Here is a 25,628-nt window from a genome sequence, read left to right on the forward strand (position 1 = left end):
CCGACTCGCGCCTAGAAGCGCGGCTTCAGTTTCAAATCACCCGAACGTGGGAATCCGTACGCATGGCCAATTCGCCTCAGTCCAAAAAGCGCGCTCGTCAGAACGAACGCCGCTACGCCGTGAACAAGGCGCGCCGCTCGCGCATCCGCACCTTCCTCCGCAAGGTCGAAGAGGCGATTGCCTCCGGCGACAAGGACGCAGCGACCGAGGCTCTTCGCGCCGCCCAGCCCGAAATCATGCGGGGCGTGACGAAGGGCGTCTATCACAAGAACACCGCTGCGCGGAAAGTGTCGCGTCTGTCGAGCCGCGTGAAGGCCATCGGCTGACCGTAAAGACACACCGGTTTGAATGGGGCGCACCGTCTGGTGCGCCCTTTTTCGTTCCGGCAAAGGCACTTGGCCGACCGCCCGAATCCGGCCCCGCGGATTCGCAAAACCAAAGTGCGAGTCAAGGTTGAAGATCGGTTGCCTGAGCCGCTTCCAGCGGTCTAGTTTCTTGCAGCGATTCATATCGTCTTGGGGGGACATGGATGACAAAGGACGGCGCTCAAGCGCTGGTTGGAGAGCTGTCACCAACCGAAGCGTACGAGCTACTGGGCGACAATCCCGAAGCCGTTCTCGTCGATGTCAGAACGCGGGCAGAATGGGGTTTTGTCGGCGTTCCTGACCTGGCGGAATTGGGCAGGTCCACGGTCTTCGTGGAATGGGCCCGGTTTCCCGACATGTCCATAAACCCGCGCTTCGTCGCGGAGATGGAAGAGAAACTGGGGGCTGCCAAACCCTCCCACTATCTTTTCATCTGCCGTTCCGGCGCGCGATCCATGGGGGCCGCGATGGCCGTCGCCGATCACCTGTCGCGTACGGGTGAGCCGGTGCCGTGCATCAACGTGGCCGAAGGATTCGAGGGCGATCTTGATGCGGCAGGGCACCGGGGCGGCCTCAATGGTTGGAAGGCCCGGGGGCTGGCATGGCGCCAGTCATAACGAAATGAAGTGCGGGTCGGGACAGAATGACAAACGAAACCTGGGGGGAAATCCGTGAAAATCTTATCGGGCAGGTCGGCAGAAACAACTACGTAAACTGGATCGAACCGCTCGAGTTCTCGGAACTCAAGGATGGCGTCGCACGCTTTGTCGTCCCCACCCAGTTCATGGGGTCCTGGGTGTCGCAGAATTTCGGCGACCAGATCCTGAAGACGCTCAAGGGTAACGGAGAGGCGGTCAAGCGGATCGAATTCACCGTGCCGAAGACGGTCAACGGCAAGGCCCATCGCATGGCGAACGGCAAGGCCGCGCCCGCCAAGGCGAAAGCCGCCGCACCCGCCGAGATCGACGATCTGCCCGGCGCCCCGCTTGATGCGCGCTTCACCTTCTCAAGCTTCGTCGTGGGCAAGCCCAACGAACTCGCCCACGCCGCCGCGAAACGCGTGGGCCAGGGCGGCCCGGTCACCTTCAACCCGCTGTTCCTTTATGGCGGCGTGGGCCTGGGCAAGACGCACCTGATGCACGCCATCGCCTGGGAGCTGAAGACATCCAGCCCCGAGTTGCGCGTTGTTTACCTTTCGGCGGAACAGTTCATGTACCGTTTCGTGCAGGCCCTGCGCGAAAAAGAGATGATCGGCTTCAAGCAGCTCTTCCGCTCGGTCGACGTTCTGATGGTCGATGACGTTCAGTTCATCGCCGGCAAGGATGCGACGCAGGAGGAATTCTTCCACACCTTCAACGCGCTCGTCGATCAGAACAAGCAGATCATTCTCTCGGCCGACCGCGCGCCGACCGAGATCATGGGGATCGAGGATCGCATCGTCAGCCGGATGCAATCGGGCCTCGTCGTCGATCTGCACCCCACGAACTACGAACTCCGCCTCGGCATCCTGCAGCAGAAGGTGGAACAGTATTCCGAACAGTTCCGCGATCTCGAAATCTCCGAGGGTGTGCTCGAATTTCTTGCCCACCGCATCTCGTCGAACGTGCGCGTCCTTGAAGGGGCGCTGATGCGGCTCTTCGCCTTCGGCTCGCTCGTCGGGCGCGAGATCACGCTTGAACTGACGCAGGATTGCCTGGCCGACGTGCTCCGCGCGTCAGAGCGCAAGATCACGGTCGAAGAGATCCAGCGCAAGGTGTCCGACCACTACAACATCCGCCTGTCGGATCTGATCGGGCCGAAGCGCGTGCGCACATTCGCCCGGCCCCGCCAGATCGCGATGTATCTGTCGAAGCAGCTGACGTCGCGGTCGCTGCCTGAGATCGGCCGCCGCTTCGGCGGGCGCGACCATACGACGGTGATGCACGGTGTCCGCCGGATCGACGAGTTGAAGGACAAGGACAGCCAGATCGCCGAGGATCTCGAACTTCTCCGCCGGTCTCTCGAAGGCTAGCCGTCCTGGCCCGGGCCGGTCTTACATGCCGTGAGACCGGTCATAGGGGTTGGCCCCCGGCGCCTCCCAGGCCCGAAGGGCCTCCGCCGGTGTTTCGAACACCTCAACCAACAGCGGATAACACGCCGCCGCATCGCTTGAATGCGTCGTGCTGCAATCCCCGCCGGGGCAGGCCGACAGCGCGCCGACAAGCTCCATCTCGGCGAAGAATTCTATGAAATCCCCGGGCCGCACGGGGCTTGCCTTCATGAAGTACTGCCCGGTGTCGCGCGTGAACCCGGTGCACATGAAGACGTTCAGCACGTCGTGCACATGCATCTCCGCCTCCTGAACCGGCAGGCCCGTCTCCGCCGCCAGGGCCCGCGACAGGTTCGAATGGCAGCAGCGGTGATAATCGTCCTCCGCCAGAAGCCGGTGGGTATAGGGATCGCACCGCGTGCCGATCACATCGTGCACCCCGCCCCCATAGGCATCGATCCCGTACCAGCCCAGCGTGTCTTCGGTGATCGTCGCCATCGGTTTCAGATGCGGAAGCGACGACCAGAGCCTGTCGCCCACCGACACATGCGTGCCGTGCAGAGCGCGTGTCTTGCCCGAAAAGAACCGCTCCCCCAGATCCAGCGCGTTCCAGAGGTTCAGGTCCCCCACCTGCGGCCCGTCGACCGAGGTGATGCGGAAAAACCCACCCGCCGGCACCCGGAAGGTCCGCCCGTCGCGGGGCGGCACCGTCACCTCACACGCCTTCCGCGCCTCTGCCCGCGCCGCGCGGTAAAGCGGCAGGTTCGCGGGCGGCAGCGTGTCGGTCGGATAGCAGATCACCGGCGCGACGGCGCGGCGGGCCTCGGCATCGGCTGGACTGTCTGGCATGGTTCGTCTCCCCCGGGATCCTCCGGGATTGAGCCTGTCGGCCCCGCGCGGAAACGTCCAGCCCGAAACCCGCTTGCACCGCCGCGTTCGGGCGGGTAGCCGATGCCCATGCTCGCCTTCGCCGCCGCCGTGTTCTTTCTGATCATCACGCCGGGCCCCGGGGTTCTGTCGACCGCCGGTGTTGGCTCGGCCTATGGGTTCCGGCCCGGGCTCAAGTATGTCTTGGGGCTGATGATCGGCACCAATCTCGTGGCGCTCGCCGTCGTCAGCGGTCTTGCGGCGATCCTTTTCGCCGATGACAGGATCCGCACGATCCTTCTCTGGGCCTCGGCGGCCTATCTTGCCTACCTCGCTTTCCGCATCGCCTTCGCGGGCGCGAAGATCGCCTTCATCCACCGTGCCACGGCGCCGGGCGTGATGGGCGGCATCCTCCTGCAGACGATCAACCCCAAGGCCTATGCGGTGAACACCACCTTCTTCACCGGTTTCCCGTTGGCGGAGATGAGCTTTTCTGCCGAGATCACGCTCAAGTTCCTGATCATGAACGCGATCTGGCTTCCCATTCACCTAGGCTGGCTCTGGGCCGGTGTCGCGTTGCACCAGCTTAACCTCGCCCCCCGCACCCAGCGCGCGATCAACATCGCCATGGCGCTGTCGATGCTTGCCGTGGTGGCGCTCGCCGCCCTGGCGCAGATCTGAAGGAGGCCCCCTTGGCCAAACGACCCGAACGCACCTTTCCCGCCCCCTACCGCCCCGCGCAGGACCGTTACGATCGCATGGCCTACCGCCGCTGCGGCCGCTCTGGCCTTTTGTTGCCCGCGATCTCGCTCGGGCTGTGGCACAATTTCGGGGGTGACACGCCGCATGAGCTGAAGCGCAGCCTGTGCCAGACGGCCTTCGACAACGGCATCACCCATTTCGACCTCGCCAACAATTACGGCCCCCCGCCGGGCAGCGCGGAACAGGCCTTCGGCGAGATCCTGAAAACCGATTTCGCGGGTTACCGCGATGAGTTGGTGATCTCCTCCAAGGCAGGCTACCGCATGTGGCCCGGGCCCTATGGCGAATGGGGAAGCCGCAAGTCGCTCGTCACCTCCTGCGACCAGTCGCTCAGGCGCATGGGGCTCGACTACGTCGATATCTTCTATTCCCACCGCTTCGATCCCGACACGCCGCTCGAGGAAACGATGGGCGCGCTTGATTACATCGTCCGCTCGGGCCGCGCGATCTATGCGGGGATTTCGTCGTACAACAGCCAGCGCACGGAAGAGGCGGTGGCGATCCTGAAGGATCTCGGCACGCCCTGCGTGATCCACCAGCCGAGTTACAACATGTTCAACCGCTGGGTGGAGCGTGACGGGCTTCTCGATACGCTCGACACCCACGGCATCGGCTCCATCGCCTTCACCCCGCTCGCCCAGGGTCTTCTGACAACGAAATACCTGCAAGGCATCCCCGAAGACAGCCGCGCGGCGCAGGGCAAGACGCTGGATGCAGGCCAGATCACGGATGACATGGTCGCGAAGCTGAACGCGCTGAACGATATCGCCGCGGCGCGGGGGCAAAGCCTCGCGCAGATGGCGCTGGCCTGGGTTCTGCGCGGCGGGCGCGTCACGACGGCCCTGATCGGCGCGTCGAAACCCGAGCAGATCGCGGAATGCGCGGGCGCGGTGGCGAAGCTCGACTTCACCGACGACGAACTCGCGGCCATCGAGGAGATTGCCGAGGATGCCGGCCTAAACCTCTGGGCCCAGTCTTCCGAAGAGGTCTGAGGCCCGCCGAAACGACAACGGGCGCGCCGGTCAGGCGCGCCCGTCTTTGTTCCGGGGGATATCCTACTTGAAGACGTCGGCCATCGAGTCGACGCTCACCCCTTCCTTGATCTCGCGCAGGCGCGCATAGATCAGGGCGATCGGAATGGCGGCAAGGCCATAGCTGATGCCCGAGGCCAGCGCCTGGGTGATCAGCGAGGCCAGGATGCCCATCGTCCCGTCACCGCCCGCGGCGAACAGAAGGCCGATCGGCAGGCCGATGATCAGAACCAGCGCCAGCGAAAGCACGAACATGATCAGGCCAAGCACGATCATCAGGCCGACGATCGGCCAGCGGTAATCCTTCGTCAGCGAGCGGCTGCGGCCCAGCGCCTTGAACCCGGCACGCTCGACGACGATCGCGGGCACGAAGACGCTCAGCATCGCGTAGATCCAGAGGCCCGGGATCACGAAGAGGAAGAAGCCGATCATCGCGATAACCGTGACGATCAGCGTCAGGATCGAAATCGGGATGATGTTGCTGAGGGCTGCCTTGATATAGGTGCCGGTCCGCGCGCTGCGGCCAAGCTTGGCGTCATAGGCCAGAAGCACCATGGCCCCGATCAGAAGGCCGTAGCCGGCGAACTGAAGCAGCAGCATCAGGAAGATGCCCACCACGTCCATCGCGCCGACGACCTCGGGGCCCGCCAGGGGATCGCCCGAGCCGGCCACCATGTCGAACCCGACGATCAGCCCCGAAAGGGCCATCGTCGCAAAGGTGATGATGAACCCCAGTGAAATGATCTGAACGATCCGCTTGAAGAATATACCGAACGTATCCCCGATGATTTTCCCGACGCCCAGGCTTTCGCCCGCACCGGCGTAATCTGCTGTCATATCTGCCATAACCTTGTCCTTCCGGTTCCCGATTGCAGTGCGCACCCCGCGCGCGGGCAGGGTGATCGCCGAAATGCGGCCAGAATGCGCACGGTCAGGCGCAGAACTGGCTCGGGACAGCCGGAGTTGCCTTCATACAACACTTACTCGCTCTCATCCGCCGTGGCGTGGTACTTGTCGCTCCGGCGGTCACCGAACAGCTGCCGCGCCTCCAGGTGGCGGCGCTGGGCGCGATAGAAATCCGACAGGAAGCGCCCGTGATCCTCGGGGTTCACCGCTTCGGCATAGCCGATCTTGAGCCGGATCGCCTCGACGATAGATGTGATTTCACGCACCAATGTCGCCGATTTCGCCTCTGGCCGTTCGATCTTGCGCAGTATCGCCTCAAGCGTCTGAAGCTCGAACGCCCCGTAATGGTCAAGCTGGTGGGTCTGGAAGCTGAAGCTCTGGCTTTCCAACTCCACCGGCGCCGTCGCGGCATCGGGAAGGAGGATCGCCACGGGCTTCCGGATCACCACGGTGCCGGCGAGAATGTCGCCGATCCGCTGCCGCTTCCGGTTCGTCATCGGCACGATCAGCGCGATCAGTGTCACAAGGCCCGAAACGATGGCCGACACCGGATCCTGCTGCACGTTCACCAGCAGGAAAAGGATCGGCAGAAACACCTCCGCCTCCTTCGTCAGGTTCCGCGCGACGACGGCATAGACGCTCAGCGTCCGCCCCTCCGCGCTGATCACCTGAAGCCCGAGCATCCGCTTGCCCAGCGTCGCGCCGTTCCAGATCAGTTCGGTGATCGTGTAATACGGGATCCGCACGAAGAAAAAGGCCAGCGAGGCAAAGCCCACAAGCCACCAGCCGAAGGTGAAAAGCTGGGCCAGAAGAAGCACAAGCGCCCCGATCGCCAGAAGCGTCAGCACGAGATCGAGAAGCTGCGCACCCAGCCGTGCGCCGAGGCTCGCCACCTCGAACCGGATCGGCACGCCTTCGGGCGGCGTCACTTCCATGACGTTCCCGATCACGTCCGCGCCCCCCGGCCAACGCCCAGAAGCCACAACAGCCACAGCGCCCCGATCCCCCAGCCGATGGTGTAGCGCAGCGTCATGTCCTGCACCGTCTGCCGCGCGAACCCTTCGAGAATCGCGGCGGCGAACAGCATCAGCGCGGCGATCAGCGCCAGTTTCACCGCATCGCGCCCCTGGTGGCGCAGCGCATCGCGCCGGGTCATCTGGCCCGGAAACAGCACCGCTGAGCCAAGCCTGAGGCCCCCCGCGGCGGCGATACAGATCGCCCCGATCTCGGTCACCCCGTGGATCGACAGCCAACCGCCGATATCCCAGCCCAGCCCCCGATCGACGTGAAGCGCCAGGAAGGCCCCCAGCAACGCGCCGTTATAGACGGTCAGAAGCACCGTGGGCAGGCAGAGGAACGCGCCCAGCCCGAACACGAAAATCGCGATCCGGGTGTTGTGGGAAAAGAGGAAGCTTGCAAAGCCCAGGAACCCGCCGCTGTCGTGATCGCCATAGATCCCTTCGCGCAGGGTCTCTGTCGAGGCGCCGGGCCCCCGTCCGCCGGCCAGTTCCGGCGGGACGAAGACGTGATACCAGCTTTGATCCTGCACATAGAGGCCATAGCCGATCGCAACGCCCAGAAGCATGCAGAAGACCGCCAGCACGATGTGAAGAAGCGAGGCGCGGAACGCCTGCGGCGCGCCCGATGCCAGGAATTTCTGCACCACGCCGCCCACCGTCGCCTGCGGCGCATAGACGGCAAGATAGGCCCGTGCCACCAGCGCATCGAGGTATTCCAGAAGGTTCTTGTCGAGGGAAATCTCGCGCGCCACCGACAGCGAATTCGCCGCCTGCTGATAAAGCCGCGCCATCCGCTGCGCCTCGGTCCAGCCCAGCGAACGCACGCCCTTCTGCTCGGATTTCCGCACCAGCATCTCAAGTTGCCGCCAATCCGCCTCGCGCTCCCGCCGGAAGCGAACGGATCGGATCGCCGCGGCGCTCACCGGATCCATCAGATCACCTCCCTGAGCTTGAGGTCGAGATAGGCGGAGATCACCCGCGTCGTCACCGTCCCCGGCGCACAGTCGAGCACGGTGATCCCAAGCCGGTTCAGCGCTTCAAGCACCCGCCGCCGTTCCGCCAGCGCATCGGCGCGGACCACGGCGCGGGCCACGTCGTCGAGGCCAACGGCTGCCCCCGCCCCGACCTTCGCCTCGTCCGGATCACGGATCGCAACGAAGAGGATCGCGTGCCGCCGCGCCAGAACGCCCAGATTCTCTACCAGAAGTTCCGCCGTCGTCGTATCCACGAAATCCGAAAAGACGACGAGAAGGCTGCGCCTGGGCGAGCGGGCGTTCAGTTCGGCGAAGGCCAGCGTGTGGTTCGCCTCCGCGCCCGCATAGTCGATTTCGGCGCTGAGCGACCGGATGCGCGCGAAGGCCAGCCGCCCCGGTTCGGGCGGCGCGTAGATCCGGGGCCGCGCGTCATAGGCGAAGAACCCCGTCAGGTCGCCGCCCACCGCCGAGGCCCAGGCCAGCGCCAGCGCGGCGTTGATCGCATGGTCGAGTTTCGGCAACCCGCCGATCTCTTCCCGCATCAGCCGCCCGCAATCGACGCAGACGACGACATGGTGGTTGCGTTCGGCGCGCATATCCTTCGCCACGAGCGATCGGTGCCGCGCGCTGCGCTTCCAGTCGATGGAACGGATATCCATCCCCGGCACGAAATCCCGAAGCTGGTGAAACTCCGATCCCTCGCCGATCAGGGCATTCTCCTTCACGCCGTAAAGCTCGGATTTCACCCGCACGGTGATCTCGCCGCTCTGAACGGGGCGGATATCGGGAACGACAGCCACGCTCAGTTCCGGCGTGACGCTCGGTACCAGTTCGAACAGGGCGAACCGGCTGGGCCAGGTCAGCCAGATCGCCCCGATCTCCCACATCCCCCGGCGCACGCCCCGGAACGGCACGCTGAGGAAGGCGCCGTCCATGCCCGCCTCGCGCGGCTCCGGCGTCAGCCCCCCGGGCCAGTCGACGGCGACCTCCACGCCCTGAAGTTCGCGATTGCATTCGATCGTCAGGGCCGCGGTCTGCCCCACGAAAACCTCCGCCGGCGCGTCGATCCGCACATTGGGGCGTACGCGAAGCGCCAGGACGAGATCCACCACCGCCGCGATGCCCAGCATCAGCCACAGGAACACCGGGCCCTGCCGCGGGATGTCCAGCGCGATGGCCAGCGCGGTCAGCGCCAGCGCCCCGGCGGTCAGCCAGAGCAGGCGGGGGGCGGGACGGATCAGCGCGGGGCCTCCACCAAGTTCAGGATGTTTTCCAGAACGTCCGCCGGATCGCGCCCCTCGATCTCCGCCGTCGGGCCAAGGACGACGCGGTGCCGCATCGCGGGCGTGAAGAGCTGCTTCACATCGTCGGGGATCGCGTAGTCGCGCCCGTCGAGCGCCGCGGCCGCCCGCACCGCACCGGCCAGCGCATCCGCCGCGCGGGTCGAGGCGCCATGCGCGATATCCGCCGCCTCCCGCGTCGCGCGCACAAGTTTCAAGATGTATTCGACGATATCGTCGCTCAGCCGGATCGTGTCGATCAGCGCCCGCGCCTCCGCCAGCCCCGCGCGGCTCAGCACCGTCTGGGCGGCGTTGGCGCGCTGGGTGAAGCCCAGGGGTTCCGCCGTGTGCCGCCTGAGGATCTCAAGCTCTTCCTCGAGCGACGGGAAATCCACCACCAGTTTGAACAGGAACCGGTCAAGCTGCGCCTCGGGCAGGGGATAGGTGCCCTGCTGCTCGATCGGGTTCTGCGTCGCGATGACGAAGAAATCGGGGCCAAGCGAATTGTCCGTCCCGTCGATCGTCACCACGCCCTCGTTCATCGCCTGCAGAAGCGCGGCCTGCGATTTCGGCGGCGCGCGGTTGATCTCGTCGGCAAGCAACACGTCGCAGAAGACCGGCCCCTTGGTCAGCCGGAATTCGTTGGTCTGAAAGTCGAAGAGCGACGTGCCCAGCACATCCCCCGGCATCAGATCGGGCGTGAACTGGATTCGCCCGAAATCAAGGTCGAGCGTCCCCGCCAGCGTGCGCGCCAGAAGCGTTTTCGCTGTGCCGGGTGGCCCTTCGAGAAGTACGTGCCCCCGTGCGAAAAGCGCGATCATCAGGTGATCGATCAGGTGCGCCTGGCCGTGCACGGTCTTGCCGATTTCGCCGCGCACCGTCTCGGCCATCTGTTTCAGGTCATCTAACGTCATGGGTCACCTGCTCGATATCTCGTTCAAATCGTTCAATCCGTTCCGCGGCGGCGCCTGCGCCCGATCCGCTTCGCAAGGCCGCGGCACTGGCGCGCAAGTCCCGCGCCGCCTCGGGTTTCTGCCGTTCGAGGAAGGCCCAAAGCGCCCGTTCCGACGCGCCCGCCTTCAGCCCGAACACCCGCTCCGCCAGCCTGAGAAGCCGCGCATCCGCATAGGCCCTCAGAAGGGCCGGCGTGTCGCCCGTCAGCCTCAGAAGCCGTGCCTGCGCCTCGACCGACACGCTGCGCGCCGCGCCAGGCCCGTCGCGGAACGGCCTGATCGGCGGGCCGAACCGCACGCCCGCACGCCAGAGCGACAGCACCGCCGCAATCACCAGCCCGAGCCAGAGCACCGCGAAGGGCCGCCCGAACAGCGCGAGGAAATCCGACCACGTGCGCGGCGTGGCCTCTGCCGTGTCGCCGCTGCGGGTCCAGAACCCCTCGGAATAGTCGATCAGGATGTCCTGGCCCCCGCTCAGGTCCTTCAGAAGCCCCGCCGCCACCTCTGCCGTCCCGCCCAGCCTCAGTCCGTGGGTGTTCAGAAGATCGGGGTCGGAGACCACGATCGCCTCGGCCTGCCAGTCGCTTTCATCCCCAAGCGTCACGGTGCAACGGCCTGCGATCATCGCGGGCCCCGGCCCGACGCGGGGTGCGGGTGCTTCGATCAGCGGGGTACAGCCCGGCGCGGTGAAACTGCGCGGCAAATAGATTTCGGCAGTGCCGTAGTCGCTCGGGATCGTAACGAATCCCCCCTGATCGGTGCGCAGCCGCGCCTCTTTGCCCAGCATCCTCTGCAACAGAAGCTCGGCCCGAAGCGGCGTGTTCAGGAAATCGGAATGCGCGGTGCCCGAAAGCCGCACGCTCGACTGCCACTTCGGCAGCACGATCACGGTCGGAATGGTTTCCGCCTTGCGAGCGACGATCTGCCAGTCGGTATTGCGCTCGTCTTCCTGCTTCAGAAGCGCATCCCGGGTTTGCGGCGGCGCGCGGTAGGTGCCTGGCTCCAGATCATAAAGGGGCAGCACCCTCAGCCCGATCTCGGATGGATCCAGCGGATAGCCGCCCCGGAACGTCCGTGCCGGCACCCCGCTTGCCAGAAGCTGATAACGCAGGCCCTCGAACCCTGTGGCCGACTGGATGAGATCGCGTTCTGACGACCGGATCAGCATCCCGATCCCCACGAGCGCCAGAACGATCGCCCCGCCGATCAGCATATTGGTGCTGTCGCGCCCGCTCATGCGCCGGCCTCCCGGAAGACCGGCACCATCGCCTGAAGGTGGCGTTCAAGCTGATCTTCGCTGATGGGGCGCCCGCCGAAATGGGCAAGCTCGGCATCGCGGGCCAGTTGCGAAAGCTGCGATCGGAACGGCCACGACGCCGGGATGCGGCGCATCGCGTCCCGCACCGTCCAGCTCGGGTCTAGCCGAAGGCCCGCCGCCCGCGCCGCAAGCGACAGCGCCGCGGCGAGCAGGCGGTTCAGCGCCTCGCCCCTGTCGGCAATCGCGCGGATCGCCTCCAGCGCCTCGATGCGGTCGTCGCCCATGGGCCGCCCGTCGCTCTGCCCGGGTGTAACCGTCGCTTCGCCATCCTCGCGCCTCAGCCCGATCACGCTGATCGACCCGAACTTCATGGTCAGCGCCAGGATCGCCAGAAGGATTGCCACGATGATCATGACAGTCGTCCAGTCGATTTCCCTCGGGTCGCCGCGCTCTGTATTTTCGGGCGGCAGTCTTGGGGTGACGGTCAGCTCCGGCGCAGGGCGGTCGGGATCGAAATAGGTGATCTCGGGTTGCAGCCAGCGCCAGCGCACCGTTTCCAGGTAGGCCGCGCCCGCCGGTTCCATCTCGACATCGAGCGGGCGCGCACGATCGGACTGTGCCGCGAGGGGCGGCGCCGCCAGGCAGAGCACGAAAACGAGGGCCAGTCTGCTCTTTATCATTGCGCGCGACGCTAGGCGCGGCGCCCCCGCCGATCAACGCCGCGTGTCGCCGGAGGGCAGAGTTTTTGCAGAACCGCTGCATTCCTGCTCCATCCCGCCTTGCGGAAGCGCGTCCGAGGCGACACTCTCGCCCCTGACCCACCCATTGACCACCGGAGAGAAACCATGTCCGACCCCGTCGTGATCGTTGGCGCCGCACGCACCGCCATGGGCGGGCTTCAGGGCGTGTTTGCCGGGCTCTCAGCGCCCGAACTCGGGGCAGCCGCGATCTCGGGCGCGCTCGAAAACGCGCGCGTCGCGCCCGACGAGGTGGACGAGCTTCTGATGGGCTGTGTCCTGCCCGCCGGTCAGGGACAGGCCCCGGCGCGGCAGGCAGGGTTCGGCGCGGGTCTGCCGGAAGGTGTGCCCGCCACGACGCTCAACAAGATGTGCGGCTCCGGCATGAAGGCCGCGATGATGGCCCACGATCAGCTGGCGCTCGGCAATGGCGAAATCGTCGTGGCGGGCGGGATGGAAAGCATGACGAATGCCCCATACCTCCTGCCCAAAATGCGGGGTGGCGCGCGCCTGGGCCACGGGCAGGTGATCGATCACATGTTCCTCGACGGGCTTGAGGATGCCTATGACAAAGGCCGCCTCATGGGCACCTTCGCCGAGGATTGCGCCGAGAAATATCAGTTCACCCGCGAAGATCAGGACAGCTACGCGCTGGCCTCTCTCGATCGGTCCCGGCGCGCGATATCCTCCGGCGCCTTCGCCGCCGAGATCACGCCCGTCACGGTGCGAAGCCGGGCGGGCGAAGCTGAGGTGGCCGAAGACGAACAGCCCGGCAACGCCCGCCCCGAGAAGATCCCGCATCTGAAACCGGCTTTTCGTGAGGGCGGCACGGTGACTGCCGCCAACTCCTCGTCGATCTCCGACGGGGCGGCGGCCCTTGTCCTGATGCGCGAGAGTACGGCGAAGGCCCGCGGCCTCACGCCCCGCGCCCGCATCCTCGGCCACGAAAGCCACGCCCAGGCGCCGGGCTGGTTCACCACCGCCCCGGTGCCCGCGATGAACCGGCTGATGCAGAAGGCGGGCGTTTCCGTCGGCGATATCGACCTCTGGGAAGTGAACGAGGCCTTTGCCGTCGTCCCCATGGCGGCCATGGCAGAGATCGGCATGGCGCACGACCGGCTGAACGTGATGGGCGGGGCCTGTGCGCTGGGCCACCCGATCGGGGCCTCAGGCGCGCGCATCGTGGTGACGCTTCTCAACGCGCTCGAGCGCCGCGACGCGACGCTCGGCATGGCCGGGATCTGCATCGGCGGCGGCGAAGGCACGGCGCTTCTGATCGAGCGAATGTAGCGGGACCGAAACTGCTGAAACAACATGCGGTTTCCCCGCTGTGCCGCGCCTTGCCGGGGCAGGCTGGCGCCCGTGAAGCATCATATTTGAGAATGGGCTTTCCTTGCGCTGTCGGAACGATCTAACATTTCCATGAAGATGGGCGCCTCAGAGCGCATAGTCCGGGGGATACAAACTGACCAGTAACGATGGCCGCAGTGCCAGCGTAGCGGTTAGCGCACGGTCCGTTGTCAAGGAATTCGGCAGCGGCAATTCGGTCGTGCGCGCGCTGGACGACGTCGATATCGATATCCGCGAGAACGAATTCTTCACGCTCCTGGGCCCATCTGGCTGCGGCAAGACAACGCTTCTGAGGATCATCGCGGGGTTCGAACTGCCGACAAGCGGCACCGTCCTTCTGGGCGGAAAGGACATCACCGCCCTGCCACCCAACGAACGGCCGGTGAACACGGTGTTCCAGTCCTACGCGCTCTTCCCGCATATGACCGTGGCGCAGAATATCGGGTTCGGGCTTCGGATGCTCGGCGAACCAGCCGGGAAAATCGACGAACGCGTGTCCCGCATGCTCCGCCTCGTCCAGATGGAGCCGATGGCGGACAGGCGCACCGATCAGCTTTCCGGTGGGCAGCAACAGCGCGTGGCACTGGCCCGCGCGCTGGCCCCTGCGCCGAAAGTGCTTCTGCTCGACGAACCGCTCGCGGCGCTCGACCTGAAGCTTCGGAAGAACATGCAGATCGAGTTGAAAAGCCTTCAGGCCGAAACCGGCATCACCTTCATCTTCGTCACCCACGACCAGGAAGAAGCGCTGACGATGTCGGACAGGATCGCCGTCATGCGCTCGGGCCAGATCCTTCAGGTCGGCAGCCCGCGCGAGATCTACGATGCCCCGACCCACCGGTTCGTGGCCGACTTCATCGGCGAGATCAACATCCTGAGCGGCCAGATCGGCGCGGCTTCGGGCGACCGGGCCAAGGTGACGCTGAAGGACGGCACCGCGCTCGAAGCCCGGACGCCTGAGGGCTGGACGGGCAGCGGCGAGGTGGCCGTCGCGGTCCGCCCCGAAGCGGCGCGATTGGCGGTGGGCGGCGAAGCGGCGACGATCGAGGGCACGCTTGAAAACCTCGTCTATTTCGGCGCGGCAAGCCATCTGCACCTGCGCCTCGGCACGGGCGAGGAGTTCGTGATCCGGCACTCGGGCGCGACACCCGGCCTGTCGCTGACGCCGGGGGCGCGGATCGGCGCCGTGATCCCGCCCGATCAGGCCCGGGTGCTCGAGTGAGCGAGGAAAGCCTCCTCCACGCCCGCGCCGTCACGGCCCGGCGCGAACGCCGGACACGGCAGTTCCTCCTTGCGCCCGCGATCGTCACGATCCTGGCGATCAGCGTCCTGCCGCTTGGCATCACGGTGATCTATTCCTTCCTGACGCCCGGCACCTATGGCGGCGTGACCTGGGAGTTCTCGGCCGACGCCTATGTGCAGTTCCTCTTCGAGGAAGACATCTTCGACGGCACGCTTGCCTTCAACGATGCCTATATCTCGATCTTCCTGCGCTCGATCGGTCTCGCCCTCGGGGCGACGCTGGGCGCGCTGCTCCTGGGCTTCCCGACGGCCTATTTCATCGCCACGAAGCCACGCGATCAGCGCAACTTCTGGCTTTTCGTCATCACCCTGCCGTTCTGGACGAACCTTCTTATCCGCACCTACGCGATGCTTCTGATCATCCGCGACGAAGGCTTCGTGAACATCGTGCTGATGGGGGTGGGCCTGATCGACCGGCCTCTGTCGATCCTCTACACCGACACCGCCGTCTTCATCGGGCTGATCTACACCTACCTGCCCTTCATGGTCCTGCCGCTTTACGCGAGCCTCGAAAAGCTCGATTTCCGGCTGGTCGAGGCGGCCTACGATCTTTACGGCAACCGCTGGCAGGTGCTGCGCAACGTCATCGTGCCGCTGGCGAAACCCGGGATCGTCGCAGGCTGCATCCTCGTCTTCATCCCCGGCCTCGGCGCCTACATCACTCCCGAGCTTCTGGGCGGCGGCAAGAAGCTGATGATCGGCAACATGATCGCGATCCAGTTCGGCTCGTCCCGGAACTGGCCCTTCGGATCGGCCGCCGCGCTGATCCTGATGGCGCTCGTGGTGATTGCGCTTCTGATCTATGCCCGCGCCGCCGGGCGGGAGGCGCGCGCCCATGGCTGAGATGACGGCCCCCGCAGCGCCCGCCTCTACCCGCCGCTACAAGGCGCGCGATCTGAAGGCCATGCCCGGCTTCAAGACAGTGGCCTGGCTTTGCATCTTCTGCCTTTACCTGCCGCTCACCGTGCTGGTGATCTTCTCTTTCAACGACAACCGTTCGGTCGTGAAATGGACGGAGTTTTCCTGGCGCTGGTACGCCGCCGCGATGGAAAACGACGGGATTCGCGCCGCAGCCTGGATGTCGGTGAAGGTCGCCGCCGTGGCGACGATCCTGTCGACCATCGCCGCCACCATGGCGGCCCTCGCCACCGCCCGCGGCGCGGCCTTCCGGGGCAGTGCGCTGGCCTACGGCATCATCAACCAGCCGCTCATGATCCCCGAAATCGTGACGGCCATCGCCACCCTTTCGCTCTTCTCGATCGTCAAGCAGGTCACGGGGATCACCGGCGTGGGTTATCTCATGGCCGCCCATACCGCCTTCTGCATCCCCTTCGCCTACATGCCCATCCGCGCCCGGCTTCAGGATATGACGCTGACGCTGGAACAGGCCGCCGCCGATCTTTACGCCACGCCTTGGCAGGCCTTCCGCCATGTCACGCTGCCGCTTCTCGTGCCCGGCATCGTCGCCGGCGCGATGCTTGCCTTTGTCGTTTCGCTCGATGACGTCATCATCACGCTGATGGTGGCCGGACCGGGCGAAACCACCCTGCCCATCTACATCCTCGGCGCCATCCGCCGCGGTATCACGCCCGAGATCAATGCCGTCTCGACCATTCTGGTCGGCGTCTCGGTGCTGCTTGTCGTCCTGCTCTTTTTCGTACAGCGCAGGATGCAGAAATCAGACGGCTGAACAGGAGAGGAACCATGAGTAAGACCATCAAGATACTGGTGCAGGCCTCGGCCGTCGCCCTGATTGCGGGCACCGCCGCCGCCGAGGGCGAACTGAACATCTACAACTGGGGCAATTACACGAGCCCCGAGATGATCGAGAAGTTCGAGCAGGAGTATAACGTCGAGGTCAACCTCGACAGCTACGACTCGAACGAAACCATGCTCGCCAAGGTGCAGGCCGGGAATACCGGCTACGATATCGTCGTGCCGGGCGACTACATGATCAAGGTGATGATCGAACAGGGCCTTCTCGAAGAGGTGAAGCCGAACGAGATGGAGAATTTCGGCAATGTCGATCCGAACTGGGTCGATGTCTGGTGGGATCCGGGCCGGAGTTACTCGATCCCCTACCAGTGGGGCACGACGTCCTTCACTGTCGATACCGCCGTTTATGACGGCGACATCAATACGCTCGCGCTCATGTTCGACCCGCCGGAAGAACTCAAGGGCCGCATCAACATGCTCAACGACATGAACGATGTGATCAACGCAGGGCTCCGCTACCTCGGCTATTCCCGCTGCAACGGCAACGAGGAAGAGATGCGCGAAGTGCTCGATCTTCTTCTCGAGGCCAAGCAGCACTGGCGCACGATGGATTATTCGACCATCGAAAAACTGACCTCGGGCGATGTCGACCTGTCGCAGAACTGGAACGGGGCCGCCATGCGCGCCCGTGCCCAGCGCCCGACGCTGGAATATGCCTATCCGAAGGAAGGCTTCACGGGCTGGATGGATAACGTCGCAGTTCTGAAGGGCGCGCCGAACCTCGAAAACGCAAAGCTCTTCATGAACTTCATGATGGATCCCGAGAATGCGGCGATGACCTCGAACTTCGCCCGTTACGCCAATGGCATCAAAGGATCTGACGAATTCATGGATCCCGAGATGCTCAGCGCCCCTGAAATCGTGATGCCCGCCGGCGCGCCGGCGCCCGATTTCGTCACCCCCTGCCCGCAGGAGGTCGTCGACCTCTACAACCGCGTCTGGACGCGGCTGAAGCAGTAAGAGACCGGGCCGGCGCGGGGCACTCCTGCGCCGGGCACCCCTTCTTTCCCAGACATAGGCGTGCGGTCGAAGGAGACAGGCCATGACGGCTGAAACCATCATCGTGAACGGTGCGGTGCGGACGATGGATCCCGCGCATCCCGTGGCCGAAGCCGTTGCGATATCGGACGGCTGCATCCTCGCCATCGGCACCACGGCCGAAATCGAGGCGATGGCCACCGGCGGCACCGCCCGCATCGATGCAGGCGGCGGCAGCGTTCTGCCCGGCTTCATCGAAAGCCACGCGCATCTCTTCATCGGCGGGGCCGAGCTTGAAAACCTGCAACTCGACAATTGCGCCGACGCGAAGCTCATGGGCGAGATGATCCGCGATTTCGCGGCCGCCCATCCCGACCGCCCGATGGTCGTCGCACAGGCCCCCGATTACGGCGTCTTCGGCGACCGCGCGCCCCGCCTTCTTCTCGACGAGATCCTGAAGGACAGGCCGCTCGCCCTTGTCGCGCACGATCACCACACGGTCTGGGCCAACACCGCCGCGCTCGAGGCCGCGGGCGACCTTCACGGTCGGGCCACGTCGCCCGGCCACGAGGTGGTGATGGGCGACGACGGCCTCGCCACCGGCGCGCTTCTCGAACCCGAGGCGTTCGGACCGGTGATGCGCCTGTCGGGGCAGGAGCGCACGACGCTCGGCCTCAGAACCGGCGGCGAACCCGACAGGCCGCCCACGGACGCCGAACGCGAAAGCGATCTCGCCCATCTTGTCCGGGGCCTCGCCCATGCCGCGCGGCTGGGGGTCACGAGCATCGTGAACATGGATGGCAACGTCTACACACTCGAACTGCTGGAAGAACTGAAGCGCCGGGGCGAACTCATCGCCCGCGTCCGCGTTCCTTTCCATTTCGTGCCCGAGATGGAGGCGGGCGATCTCGACACCGCATGCGAAATGGCCGAGCGCTGGAACGACGAATGGCTCTCCTCGGGTTTCGTCAAGATGTTCATGGACGGCGTGATCGACAGCCGCACCGCCTTCATGAAAAACGACTATCCCGGCCAGTCCGGCTACCGTTCCCATGGCCGCTTCGAGGCGGATCGTTTCGCCGATCTCGCCACCCGCATCAACGCCATGGGCCTGTCGATCGCCGTGCACGCGATCGGCGATGCCGCGATTTCGCGCACGATCGATGCCTATGCGGCCTCGGGCGCGGCGAACGGCGCACACGGGATGCGCAACCGGATCGAACACCTCGAACTCGTGGCGCCGGAGGATTTCGCGCGCATCGGTGATCTGGGCATCACCGCCTCGATCCAGCCGCCGCACGCGCCGGGCACCGCCGGCCTGCCGCTTCAGCCGACGCTCGATAACATCGGGCGGGCGCGCTGGGCGGATGCCTTCGCCTGGCAGCGCCTGGTGGAAGCGGGTGCCCCCATCGCGCTTGGCTCCGACTGGCCGGTTGCCGATCTGAACCCCCTCGTCGGCCTTCACGCGGCCACGACCCGCGACGCCTGGGCCGATGACGTGCCCGATCACCGCTTCACCCTTGATGCCGCGCTTTCGGGCTGCACGATCGGCGGCGCCTGGGCCGAGGCGACGGATGACATCAAGGGCAGCCTCACGGCGGGCAAGCTTGCCGACCTCACGATCCTCGACCGCGACATCGGCAGGATCCCCAATGCGGCGATTCCCGACGCCGAGGTGGCGGCTACCATCGTCGGCGGTAAAACGGTGTATCGCAGGCTCTGATCGGGCCCGGAAGCGTTCCCGATGATGTTCTGAAATCTGGTCGGAGCGAGAGGATTCGAACCTCCGGCCCCTGCCTCCAGAAGGCGAAAAGGCGGTGGATCTGAGTTCAGGAGCCGCTGTCTTGTTCAGTTTGAGATCAGTTGAGATCGCTTCAGATCATTTGAACCGTTGCGGTATCGTTGCAGATTTCACCGGATGCCTGCCGGGGGACAGTGTCTCAATAGAAGTGCCGGATGACCGCTTCGAACCGCGAAGCAGAAACCAACCCGACGATCGACCGTTCATCGATAAAGGAAGTGATCGGAGGCCGGTCAGGGCCTCCACGGGGTGAGGCCACCCACTGTCCATCCAGCGTTGATGTCCGCTGCTTCGTCAGAGCGCGACAGTCCTCGCAAGCCAATGTACAATCACGGGTCTCCGTTCAGAATATGGCGGCGGGAAGCCAAGTCGCGAGCGCAGGAAAGAACCAAACCAGAGCGACGCCGAGTGCCTGCAAACCAATGAAGGGGATCACACCGCGATAGATATGACCGGTCGTGACTTCCTTGGGGGCTGCGCCCCTGAGGTAGAAGAGCGAAAATCCGAAGGGTGGCGTCAGAAACGAGGTCTGAAGGTTGATGGCGAGGATGATGCCCAGCCAGATCGGATCGTGCCCAAGCAAAATGAGCGACGGCGTGACCAGGGGCAGGACGATCACGGAGATCTCAACGAAATCGAGGAAAAAGCCCAGGAAGAAGACGATGAGCATCGTCACGAGCAGAGCACCGGTTGCGCCTCCAGGCAGGTTTGCCAGCCAGTGCGCGATGCGCTCCTCCCCGCCGAGGCCGATGAAGACGAGCGAGAACATGCCCGCGGCAAGGATGGTCGCGAAGATCATCGCCGTCATCGTGAGGGTCGAGGTGACTGCGCCGTGCATGATGCGTGTCCCAAGGGTATTCCGCAGCGCTGTGAAGACACCGACGAGGCCGATAACGGTCAGAACGACATACAGGCCGCCCATCAGGGTTGCGGGTAGGGTGATGTCCGATCTTTGCAGTCGGACGGGAAACAATCCGGCGGCAATGGCCAGTGCGATGAGGCCCGCGGCACCGACGAGGATGAGACGTCGGTTCTCGGGAGACCTCGCCCCCGCCATCAATAGCGCGCCGATCGCACCGACGGACGCGGCTTCCGTCGGCGTGGCAATGCCACCGAGGATGGAGCCCAGCACCGCGAAGATCAGGAGGATTGGCGGGATGACCGCGCTCAGGACCTCGGCCCTGTCCGGTCTTCTCCCCTCGGTGGAAATCCCAGGCATCTCGTCCGGTCGAATCCACCCGCGAAGCAGGACGTAAACGAGATAGAGGCAAACGAGCACGAGGCCCGGAACGAGCGCGGCGGCAAAGAACTGCCCGACCGAAAGCGCCTCGACGGCAAACTTGCCCTGTTCGTACTGCGCCTGCTGGTAGGCGTTCGACATGACATCGGCGAGGATGATCAGAAGTGTCGAAGGTGGAATGATCTGTCCCAGCGTTCCCGCCGTGCACACTATCCCGGACGCCACACGAGGATCATAGCCTGCACGCAGCATCGTGGGCAGCGCGATCAACCCCATCGCGACCACCGTTGCACCGACGATCCCGGTGGATGCCGCAAGAAGTGCGCCGACCAGTATGACCGAGATGCCAAGACCGCCATGCAGCTGACCGAAGGCCCGGCCCATGGTGTCGAGAAGCTCTTCCGCGATCCGGCTCTTTTCCAGCAATGCGCCCATGAGAACGAAAAGCGGGATCGCGATAAGAACCTGGTTCGAGATCAACCCGAACACACGCTGACTGAAGGCGCCCAGAAGCGTGATATCCATCGCACCGAGCGCCCAACCGAAATAGGCGAAGACGACGGCTACGCCGGCGATGCTGAATGCCACGGGAAACCCGAGCAGGATCACCGCAATCAGCGCGGCGAACATGATGAGATCGAGATTTTCCATCATTGCGGCGGTCTTTTGCTCAGGAGCCGCAAGAGGGCGGCGATGGACTGCAGGGCCACCAATGCGCAGAATGCCGGAATCAGGGATTTCAGAAGGAACACGGCCTCGATCCCGCCGACAGAGATCGGCCCTTCGAGAATCTTCCAGGAGTTTCGAACCGAGGCCCAGGACCACCACGCGAGAGCGGCCATTGCTGGCAGCAGCAGTAGCAGATGACCCGCGATGTCAATCGCCCTTCGCTTTCCGGGAGACGCCTTTGCGTAGAATATGTCGACGCGGACATGCTTATCGACCAGGAGCGTGTATCCCGCCCCCAGCATGAACAAAGCCGCGTGCAGATAGAGAACGCTTTCCTGTACGGCGATCGAGTTGATGCCGAACACGTACCGGCCGATCACGATACCGAATTGAATCAGCGCCATTGCCAGAACGAACCACCGTACGACGACGGCAATCTTGGCATTGACCGAGTCCAGGTGATCCGCGAGGCGCAGCATCCGTTGGAGTGATCAGGACGGCGCGCGCATGGATCTGCACGCGCCGAACCTGTTCAGTAACCCATGACCGAAGCGCGGGCGTTCATCTGGCCGTTGTCGGCATAGGTCATGTAGGCACCGATGCTGTCGCGGTAGGCAGTGAAGCTCTCGGTAATCCGTCGGACCAGCTCGTCTTCGTCCGCTCCGAGTTCCTCCATGACTTCCGCCGCTGCCGCTCCCATCGCCGAAATGACGCTTTCCGGGAACATTCTGACCTGCACGCCGTCTTCTTCGACCAGCTTCTTGAGGGATGCGGCGTGCTTGGTCGTGTACTCCGTCCAGACCGGGTTGTAGAGGCTTTCGCAGGCGAGCGAGACGGCTTGCTTGAGATCGTCGGGAAGCGCTCCGAAGACTTCCGCATTCACCCCGCATTCCTCGGCCGACGACGGTTCGCCCACGCCCGGCCAGTAATAGTTCTTCGCGACCTGCTGGTAGCCGAGAGCACTGTCGGTCCAGGGGCCGATGAATTCGCCGGCGTCGAGCGCGCCAGTCTGAAGCGCCTGGAACATGGCAGGGCCGCTCATTGCTTCGGCGGCCATGCCCATCTTGCTGGCCATTTCCGACGCCAGTCCCGTCGTTCTGAACTTCAGGCCCTTGAGGTCGTCGACTGAATTGATTTCTGTCCGGAACCATCCGCCCCACTGAGGGCCCGAATTGCCGCATAGGAACGGCTTGATGCCGAAGCGGCCGTACATTTCATCGTAAAGCGCTTGTCCGCCTCCGTGGTACATCCAACCGAACTGCTCATCCGCGCGCAGGCCGAAAGGCTGCGATCCGAACAACAGGATTCCCTTGGACTTCGAGCCCCAGTAGGCCGGCACCGCGTGATAGAGTTCGGCGGTTCCCTCACTTACGGCGTCGAAGACGCCTCTGCCCGGAACAAGCTCACCCGCAGCGAACAGCTTGACCTCGAGGCGCCCGCCGGAGAGGGCGGTAATGCGATCTGCAAGCGTTTGGGCGGCCACACCGGGGCCCGGCAGGTTCTTCGGCCAAGCAGTGACCATCTTCCATTGCTGAACGCCCTGTGCCAGTGCGGGGGCCGCTAGGGTCGTTGCCGCGACTCCGATCGCACCGGCTCTCAATAATTCTCTTCTTTGCATGACGTCGACTCCCTGTTGGTGGCACTATCGCTCCGAGTTTCGTTTCCAAAGTCTTCCACGTAAACAACTTTCCCCGGAGCTCGCGGTAGAGCCGGGGATCGATGTCAGATCGCGGTCACGGCCGCCGCACCAAAGCCGGAGGGAATCGGTCCGATCGTGCCTGGATCCAACCACTCGGTTATTGGGTACGGAGATCGAGGCCCGGCGCCCGCCTTGTCTGCTCTGAGGACATGGATGCTTGCGTGCCAATAGTCTTCACCAAGGCAGCAGCAGACTCGTTTCATTGCAGCGAGGCAGTGCTCAAGAACGCCACTGCGAAGACCGATCCCTATCGCCCACAGCAAATTAACGCTCTGATTTCCTTGTAAACTGGTCGGAGTGAGAGGATTCGAACCTCCGGCCCCTGCCTCCCGAAGACAGTGCTCTACCAGGCTGAGCTACACTCCGACCGTGCCGGGGGGCGTAGCGCCATTGCGCATCCGATGCAAGGGCCGTGTCATTCGATGGGCACGATCTTCTCCAGCGGTTTCGTGCGCGGGCTCGTGCCCGACGAGGCCCGTGCCTTCGTGCGCAGAACCGGGGTCGTCGTCGACCGGCCGCCGAAGGTTTCGCGCAGCACGATGTAAAGCCCGCTTGCGATGATCAGCCCCGCGCCGATCCATGTCATGCGGTCGGGCGTCTCGGAAAACAGAAGCGTGCCATAGATCGCGGCCCAGATGATCTGTGAATACTGCATCGGCGCGACGACGGCCGCTGCCGCCGTGCGATAGGCCGAAATCAGAAGCATCCCCGCGACGAAGGCGAGGATCGACATGAAGGCCAGCCCGCCCAGATGCTCCACCGGCATCGGTTCGTAGACGAAGGGCATCAACGCGCCCATCACCACGAAATTCGCGAGCATCGGGAAGAGCATCAGCACCGCGCTCCGCTCGTCCCGCCCGATCTTGCGCACGACGACCGAGGCCATCGCGCTGAAGAGTGCGGAGGCCACCGCCGCGGCATGGCCAAGCCCGATCTCTCCCGATCCGGGGCGAAGCGCGATCAGAACGCCGGCAAGCCCCAGGATCACCGCGCTCCAGCGGTGGATTCCCACACGCTCGCCCAAGATCGGGATCGACAGGATCGTGATGATCAAGGGCGCGGCGAAAAGCGCGGCATAGACCTGCGCAAGCGGCACCGTCGAGAAGGCATAGAACGCGCAGCTTCCCGAAATCAGGATACAGACGGTGCGCAGCGCGCTCCACCACGGGTGCACGGGCCGCAGCGTGCCCTTCTCTGCATCGCCGATCAGCGAGAAGATGACCCAGGGAAAGGACATCAGCACGCTGAAGAAGATGATCTGGAACGGCAGATACGACTGACCGAGGCTTTTCACCACCACGTCATGGGTGGCGAAAAGCGCGAAGGCCACGAGGGCCAGACCTGCGCCGCGCAGGTTCGATTTTCCGGTATCGGTCACGGGAGATGGCCCGTCAGTTTGAACTGTTACCGCTAAAGCATCGGCCCGGGGCCGGGACAATGTCAAATACCGAAAGGCACCGTCCCGGTCAGGTCATGGCTTGGGCCCGGGCCCGGGGATCAGGCCCCGAGCTTCGCCACGATCGCGTTGCCCATCTCGGCGGTCGATACCGGCGACCCGCCTTCGGGGCCCATCAGATCCGCGGTGCGCAGCCCGTCGGCCAGAACCGCTTCGACGGCCTCTTCCAGCTTCGTCGCCGCGTCGCCCGCATCGAAGGAATAGCGCAGCGCCATCGCGAAGCTCAGGATGCACGCGATCGGGTTCGCCTTGCCCTGCCCCGCGATATCTGGGGCCGAGCCGTGGACGGGCTCGTAAAGCGCCTTGGGCCGGCCGTTCGCCATGGGGGCGCCAAGGCTCGCCGACGGCAGCATGCCAAGCGATCCGGTCAGCATCGCGGCCAGATCCGACAGCAGGTCGCCAAAGAGGTTGTCGGTCACGATGACGTCGAATTGCTTCGGCCAGCGGGTCAGCTGCATCGCGCCCGCATCCGCGTACATGTGGCTGAGCTCCACGTCGGAATACTCGGCGGCGTGCACTTCCGTCACCACCTCGCGCCATAGAACGCCGGATTCCATGACGTTGGCCTTTTCCATCGAGCAAACCTTGTTCTGCCGCCGCCGCGCCAGTTCGAAGGCCGACCGCGCGACCCGGGCGATTTCGCTTTCGGTGTAGCGCTGGGTGTTGATCCCCACCCGCTCGTTGCCTTCCTTGATGATCCCGCGCGGCTCGCCGAAATAGACACCCGAGGTCAGTTCGCGGACGATCATGATATCAAGCCCGCCGACCACATCGGCCTTCAGCGACGAGAAATCCGCCAGCGCGTCAAAGCACTGGGCGGGCCGCAGGTTGGCGTAAAGATCCATTTCCTTGCGAAGCCGCAGAAGCCCCCGCTCGGGCTTCACCGAAAAATCGAGAGCGTCGTATTTCGGCCCGCCCACGGCACCGAGCAGAACCGCGTCGGCATCCTGCGCGCGGGCCATGGTTTCGTCCGACAGAGGCACGCCGTGCACGTCATAGGCGGAGCCGCCCACCAGATCCTCGGATACGTCCAGCACCGGGCCGCCATTCGCGCCGAACCAGTCGATCACCTTGCGGACCTCGACCATGACTTCGGGTCCGATCCCGTCCCCCGGAAGGATAAGAAGCGATGGATTGCTCATGGCCGCGTGTCCCCTCGAATTATCTCGCGCGCCTCGC

Annotated in this window: 24 protein-coding genes and 1 tRNA gene; 11 read left to right on the forward strand and 14 right to left on the reverse strand. The window is 64.6% G+C overall.

All coding sequences use genetic code 11. The features are described 5' to 3' along the window. The first annotated feature begins 62 nt into the window (after positions 1–62). From rpsT to dnaA, 3 genes are all read left to right on the forward strand, one after another. Positions 63–326: a 30S ribosomal protein S20 gene (gene rpsT / locus RXV90_RS04275; protein WP_316647091.1), complete on the forward strand. Its 264-nt coding sequence runs from the start codon at positions 63–65 to the stop codon at positions 324–326. 203 nt (positions 327–529) lie between these two features. Next, a complete protein-coding gene (locus tag RXV90_RS04280) occupies positions 530–982 on the forward strand; it encodes a rhodanese-like domain-containing protein (protein WP_316647092.1) in 453 nt (150 codons plus the stop codon). A 26-nt stretch (positions 983–1,008) separates the two neighbouring features. After that, entirely contained in the window at positions 1,009–2,376 is a 1,368-nt protein-coding gene (gene dnaA / locus RXV90_RS04285) for a chromosomal replication initiator protein DnaA (protein ID WP_316647093.1), read from the forward strand. A gap of 21 nt (positions 2,377–2,397) precedes the next feature. Here the strand turns inward: dnaA and RXV90_RS04290 are convergent, their stop codons facing one another. Continuing rightward, a complete protein-coding gene (locus RXV90_RS04290) occupies positions 2,398–3,243 on the reverse strand; it encodes an urea carboxylase-associated family protein (RefSeq protein WP_316647094.1) in 846 nt (281 codons plus the stop codon). A 108-nt stretch (positions 3,244–3,351) separates the two neighbouring features. On the opposite strand from RXV90_RS04290, the gene RXV90_RS04295 reads away from it, so the two are divergent. Together RXV90_RS04295 and mgrA are read left to right on the forward strand one after the other, a co-directional pair. After that, the gene (locus RXV90_RS04295) at positions 3,352–3,942 is read left to right on the forward strand and encodes a LysE family translocator (protein WP_316647095.1); all 591 of its coding nucleotides are present in this window, start codon (positions 3,352–3,354) and stop codon (positions 3,940–3,942) included. 11 nt (positions 3,943–3,953) lie between these two features. Next, a complete protein-coding gene (gene mgrA, locus RXV90_RS04300; protein ID WP_316647096.1) occupies positions 3,954–5,015 on the forward strand; it encodes an L-glyceraldehyde 3-phosphate reductase in 1,062 nt (353 codons plus the stop codon). A gap of 63 nt (positions 5,016–5,078) precedes the next feature. Here the strand turns inward: mgrA and RXV90_RS04305 are convergent, their stop codons facing one another. The 7 genes from RXV90_RS04305 to RXV90_RS04335 form a co-directional block, all read right to left on the reverse strand. After that, a complete protein-coding gene (locus RXV90_RS04305; RefSeq protein ID WP_316647097.1) occupies positions 5,079–5,900 on the reverse strand; it encodes a hypothetical protein in 822 nt (273 codons plus the stop codon). 134 nt (positions 5,901–6,034) lie between these two features. Continuing rightward, positions 6,035–6,910, reverse strand: coding sequence for an RDD family protein (locus RXV90_RS04310; RefSeq protein ID WP_316647098.1), 876 nt, complete (start codon positions 6,908–6,910; stop codon positions 6,035–6,037). Further along, positions 6,907–7,911 (reverse strand): stage II sporulation protein M, encoded by a 1,005-nt coding sequence (locus RXV90_RS04315; protein ID WP_316647099.1) that lies wholly within the window; start codon positions 7,909–7,911, stop codon positions 6,907–6,909. Before RXV90_RS04315 ends, RXV90_RS04310 begins: the two co-directional genes overlap by 4 nt. Then, entirely contained in the window at positions 7,911–9,098 is a 1,188-nt protein-coding gene (locus tag RXV90_RS04320; protein WP_316647100.1) for a DUF58 domain-containing protein, read from the reverse strand. Before RXV90_RS04320 ends, RXV90_RS04315 begins: the two co-directional genes overlap by 1 nt. 92 nt (positions 9,099–9,190) lie before the next feature. Next, positions 9,191–10,147 (reverse strand): AAA family ATPase, encoded by a 957-nt coding sequence (locus RXV90_RS04325; RefSeq protein WP_316647101.1) that lies wholly within the window; start codon positions 10,145–10,147, stop codon positions 9,191–9,193. Further along, on the reverse strand, positions 10,134–11,423 hold the full coding sequence (locus tag RXV90_RS04330; protein WP_316647102.1) for a hypothetical protein: 1,290 nt from the start codon (positions 11,421–11,423) through the stop codon (positions 10,134–10,136). Before RXV90_RS04330 ends, RXV90_RS04325 begins: the two co-directional genes overlap by 14 nt. Continuing rightward, complete coding sequence (locus tag RXV90_RS04335; protein WP_316647103.1) at positions 11,420–12,124, reverse strand: DUF4129 domain-containing protein; 705 nt, start codon at positions 12,122–12,124, stop codon at positions 11,420–11,422. The genes RXV90_RS04330 and RXV90_RS04335 overlap by 4 nt, the downstream gene beginning before the upstream one ends. Positions 12,125–12,289: 165 nt before the next feature. On the opposite strand from RXV90_RS04335, the gene RXV90_RS04340 reads away from it, so the two are divergent. The 6 genes from RXV90_RS04340 to RXV90_RS04365 all read left to right on the forward strand — a co-directional run bounded on the left by RXV90_RS04340 (position 12,290) and on the right by RXV90_RS04365 (position 19,307). Next, the gene (locus RXV90_RS04340) at positions 12,290–13,471 is read left to right on the forward strand and encodes an acetyl-CoA C-acyltransferase (protein WP_316647104.1); all 1,182 of its coding nucleotides are present in this window, start codon (positions 12,290–12,292) and stop codon (positions 13,469–13,471) included. A gap of 175 nt (positions 13,472–13,646) precedes the next feature. Then, complete coding sequence (locus RXV90_RS04345; RefSeq protein WP_410482342.1) at positions 13,647–14,750, forward strand: ABC transporter ATP-binding protein; 1,104 nt, start codon at positions 13,647–13,649, stop codon at positions 14,748–14,750. After that, a complete protein-coding gene (locus tag RXV90_RS04350) occupies positions 14,747–15,673 on the forward strand; it encodes an ABC transporter permease (protein WP_316647106.1) in 927 nt (308 codons plus the stop codon). The genes RXV90_RS04345 and RXV90_RS04350 overlap by 4 nt, the downstream gene beginning before the upstream one ends. Continuing rightward, positions 15,666–16,520 carry an ABC transporter permease gene (locus tag RXV90_RS04355; protein WP_316647107.1) on the forward strand — a complete coding sequence of 285 codons (855 nt, stop codon included), beginning with the start codon at positions 15,666–15,668 and terminating at the stop codon, positions 16,518–16,520. The genes RXV90_RS04350 and RXV90_RS04355 overlap by 8 nt, the downstream gene beginning before the upstream one ends. A gap of 14 nt (positions 16,521–16,534) precedes the next feature. Then, on the forward strand, positions 16,535–17,566 hold the full coding sequence (locus tag RXV90_RS04360) for an ABC transporter substrate-binding protein (protein ID WP_316647109.1): 1,032 nt from the start codon (positions 16,535–16,537) through the stop codon (positions 17,564–17,566). An 82-nt stretch (positions 17,567–17,648) separates the two neighbouring features. Next, positions 17,649–19,307, forward strand: coding sequence for an amidohydrolase (locus tag RXV90_RS04365; RefSeq protein WP_316647111.1), 1,659 nt, complete (start codon positions 17,649–17,651; stop codon positions 19,305–19,307). Between the two features lie 421 nt (positions 19,308–19,728). Here the strand turns inward: RXV90_RS04365 and RXV90_RS04370 are convergent, their stop codons facing one another. The 6 genes from RXV90_RS04370 to leuB form a co-directional block, all read right to left on the reverse strand. Then, positions 19,729–21,279: a TRAP transporter large permease gene (locus RXV90_RS04370; RefSeq protein WP_316647112.1), complete on the reverse strand. Its 1,551-nt coding sequence runs from the start codon at positions 21,277–21,279 to the stop codon at positions 19,729–19,731. Continuing rightward, on the reverse strand, positions 21,276–21,773 hold the full coding sequence (locus tag RXV90_RS04375; protein WP_316647114.1) for a TRAP transporter small permease subunit: 498 nt from the start codon (positions 21,771–21,773) through the stop codon (positions 21,276–21,278). Before RXV90_RS04375 ends, RXV90_RS04370 begins: the two co-directional genes overlap by 4 nt. A 53-nt stretch (positions 21,774–21,826) precedes the next feature. After that, positions 21,827–22,912, reverse strand: a complete 1,086-nt coding sequence (locus tag RXV90_RS04380) for a TRAP transporter substrate-binding protein (RefSeq protein ID WP_316647116.1) — start codon at positions 22,910–22,912, stop codon at positions 21,827–21,829. Between the two features lie 370 nt (positions 22,913–23,282). Further along, positions 23,283–23,359 (reverse strand) — tRNA-Pro (locus RXV90_RS04385). Positions 23,360–23,408: 49 nt separating this feature from the next. Next, positions 23,409–24,371 carry a DMT family transporter gene (locus tag RXV90_RS04390; protein ID WP_316647118.1) on the reverse strand — a complete coding sequence of 321 codons (963 nt, stop codon included), beginning with the start codon at positions 24,369–24,371 and terminating at the stop codon, positions 23,409–23,411. Between the two features lie 119 nt (positions 24,372–24,490). Continuing rightward, positions 24,491–25,591, reverse strand: coding sequence for a 3-isopropylmalate dehydrogenase (leuB, locus tag RXV90_RS04395; protein WP_316647121.1), 1,101 nt, complete (start codon positions 25,589–25,591; stop codon positions 24,491–24,493). Positions 25,592–25,628: the final 37 nt, after the last annotated feature.

It is taken from the genome of Ovoidimarina sediminis (assembly GCF_032586175.1).
In the GTDB taxonomy this organism is placed as follows: Bacteria; Pseudomonadota; Alphaproteobacteria; order Rhodobacterales; family Rhodobacteraceae; genus Ovoidimarina; species Ovoidimarina sediminis.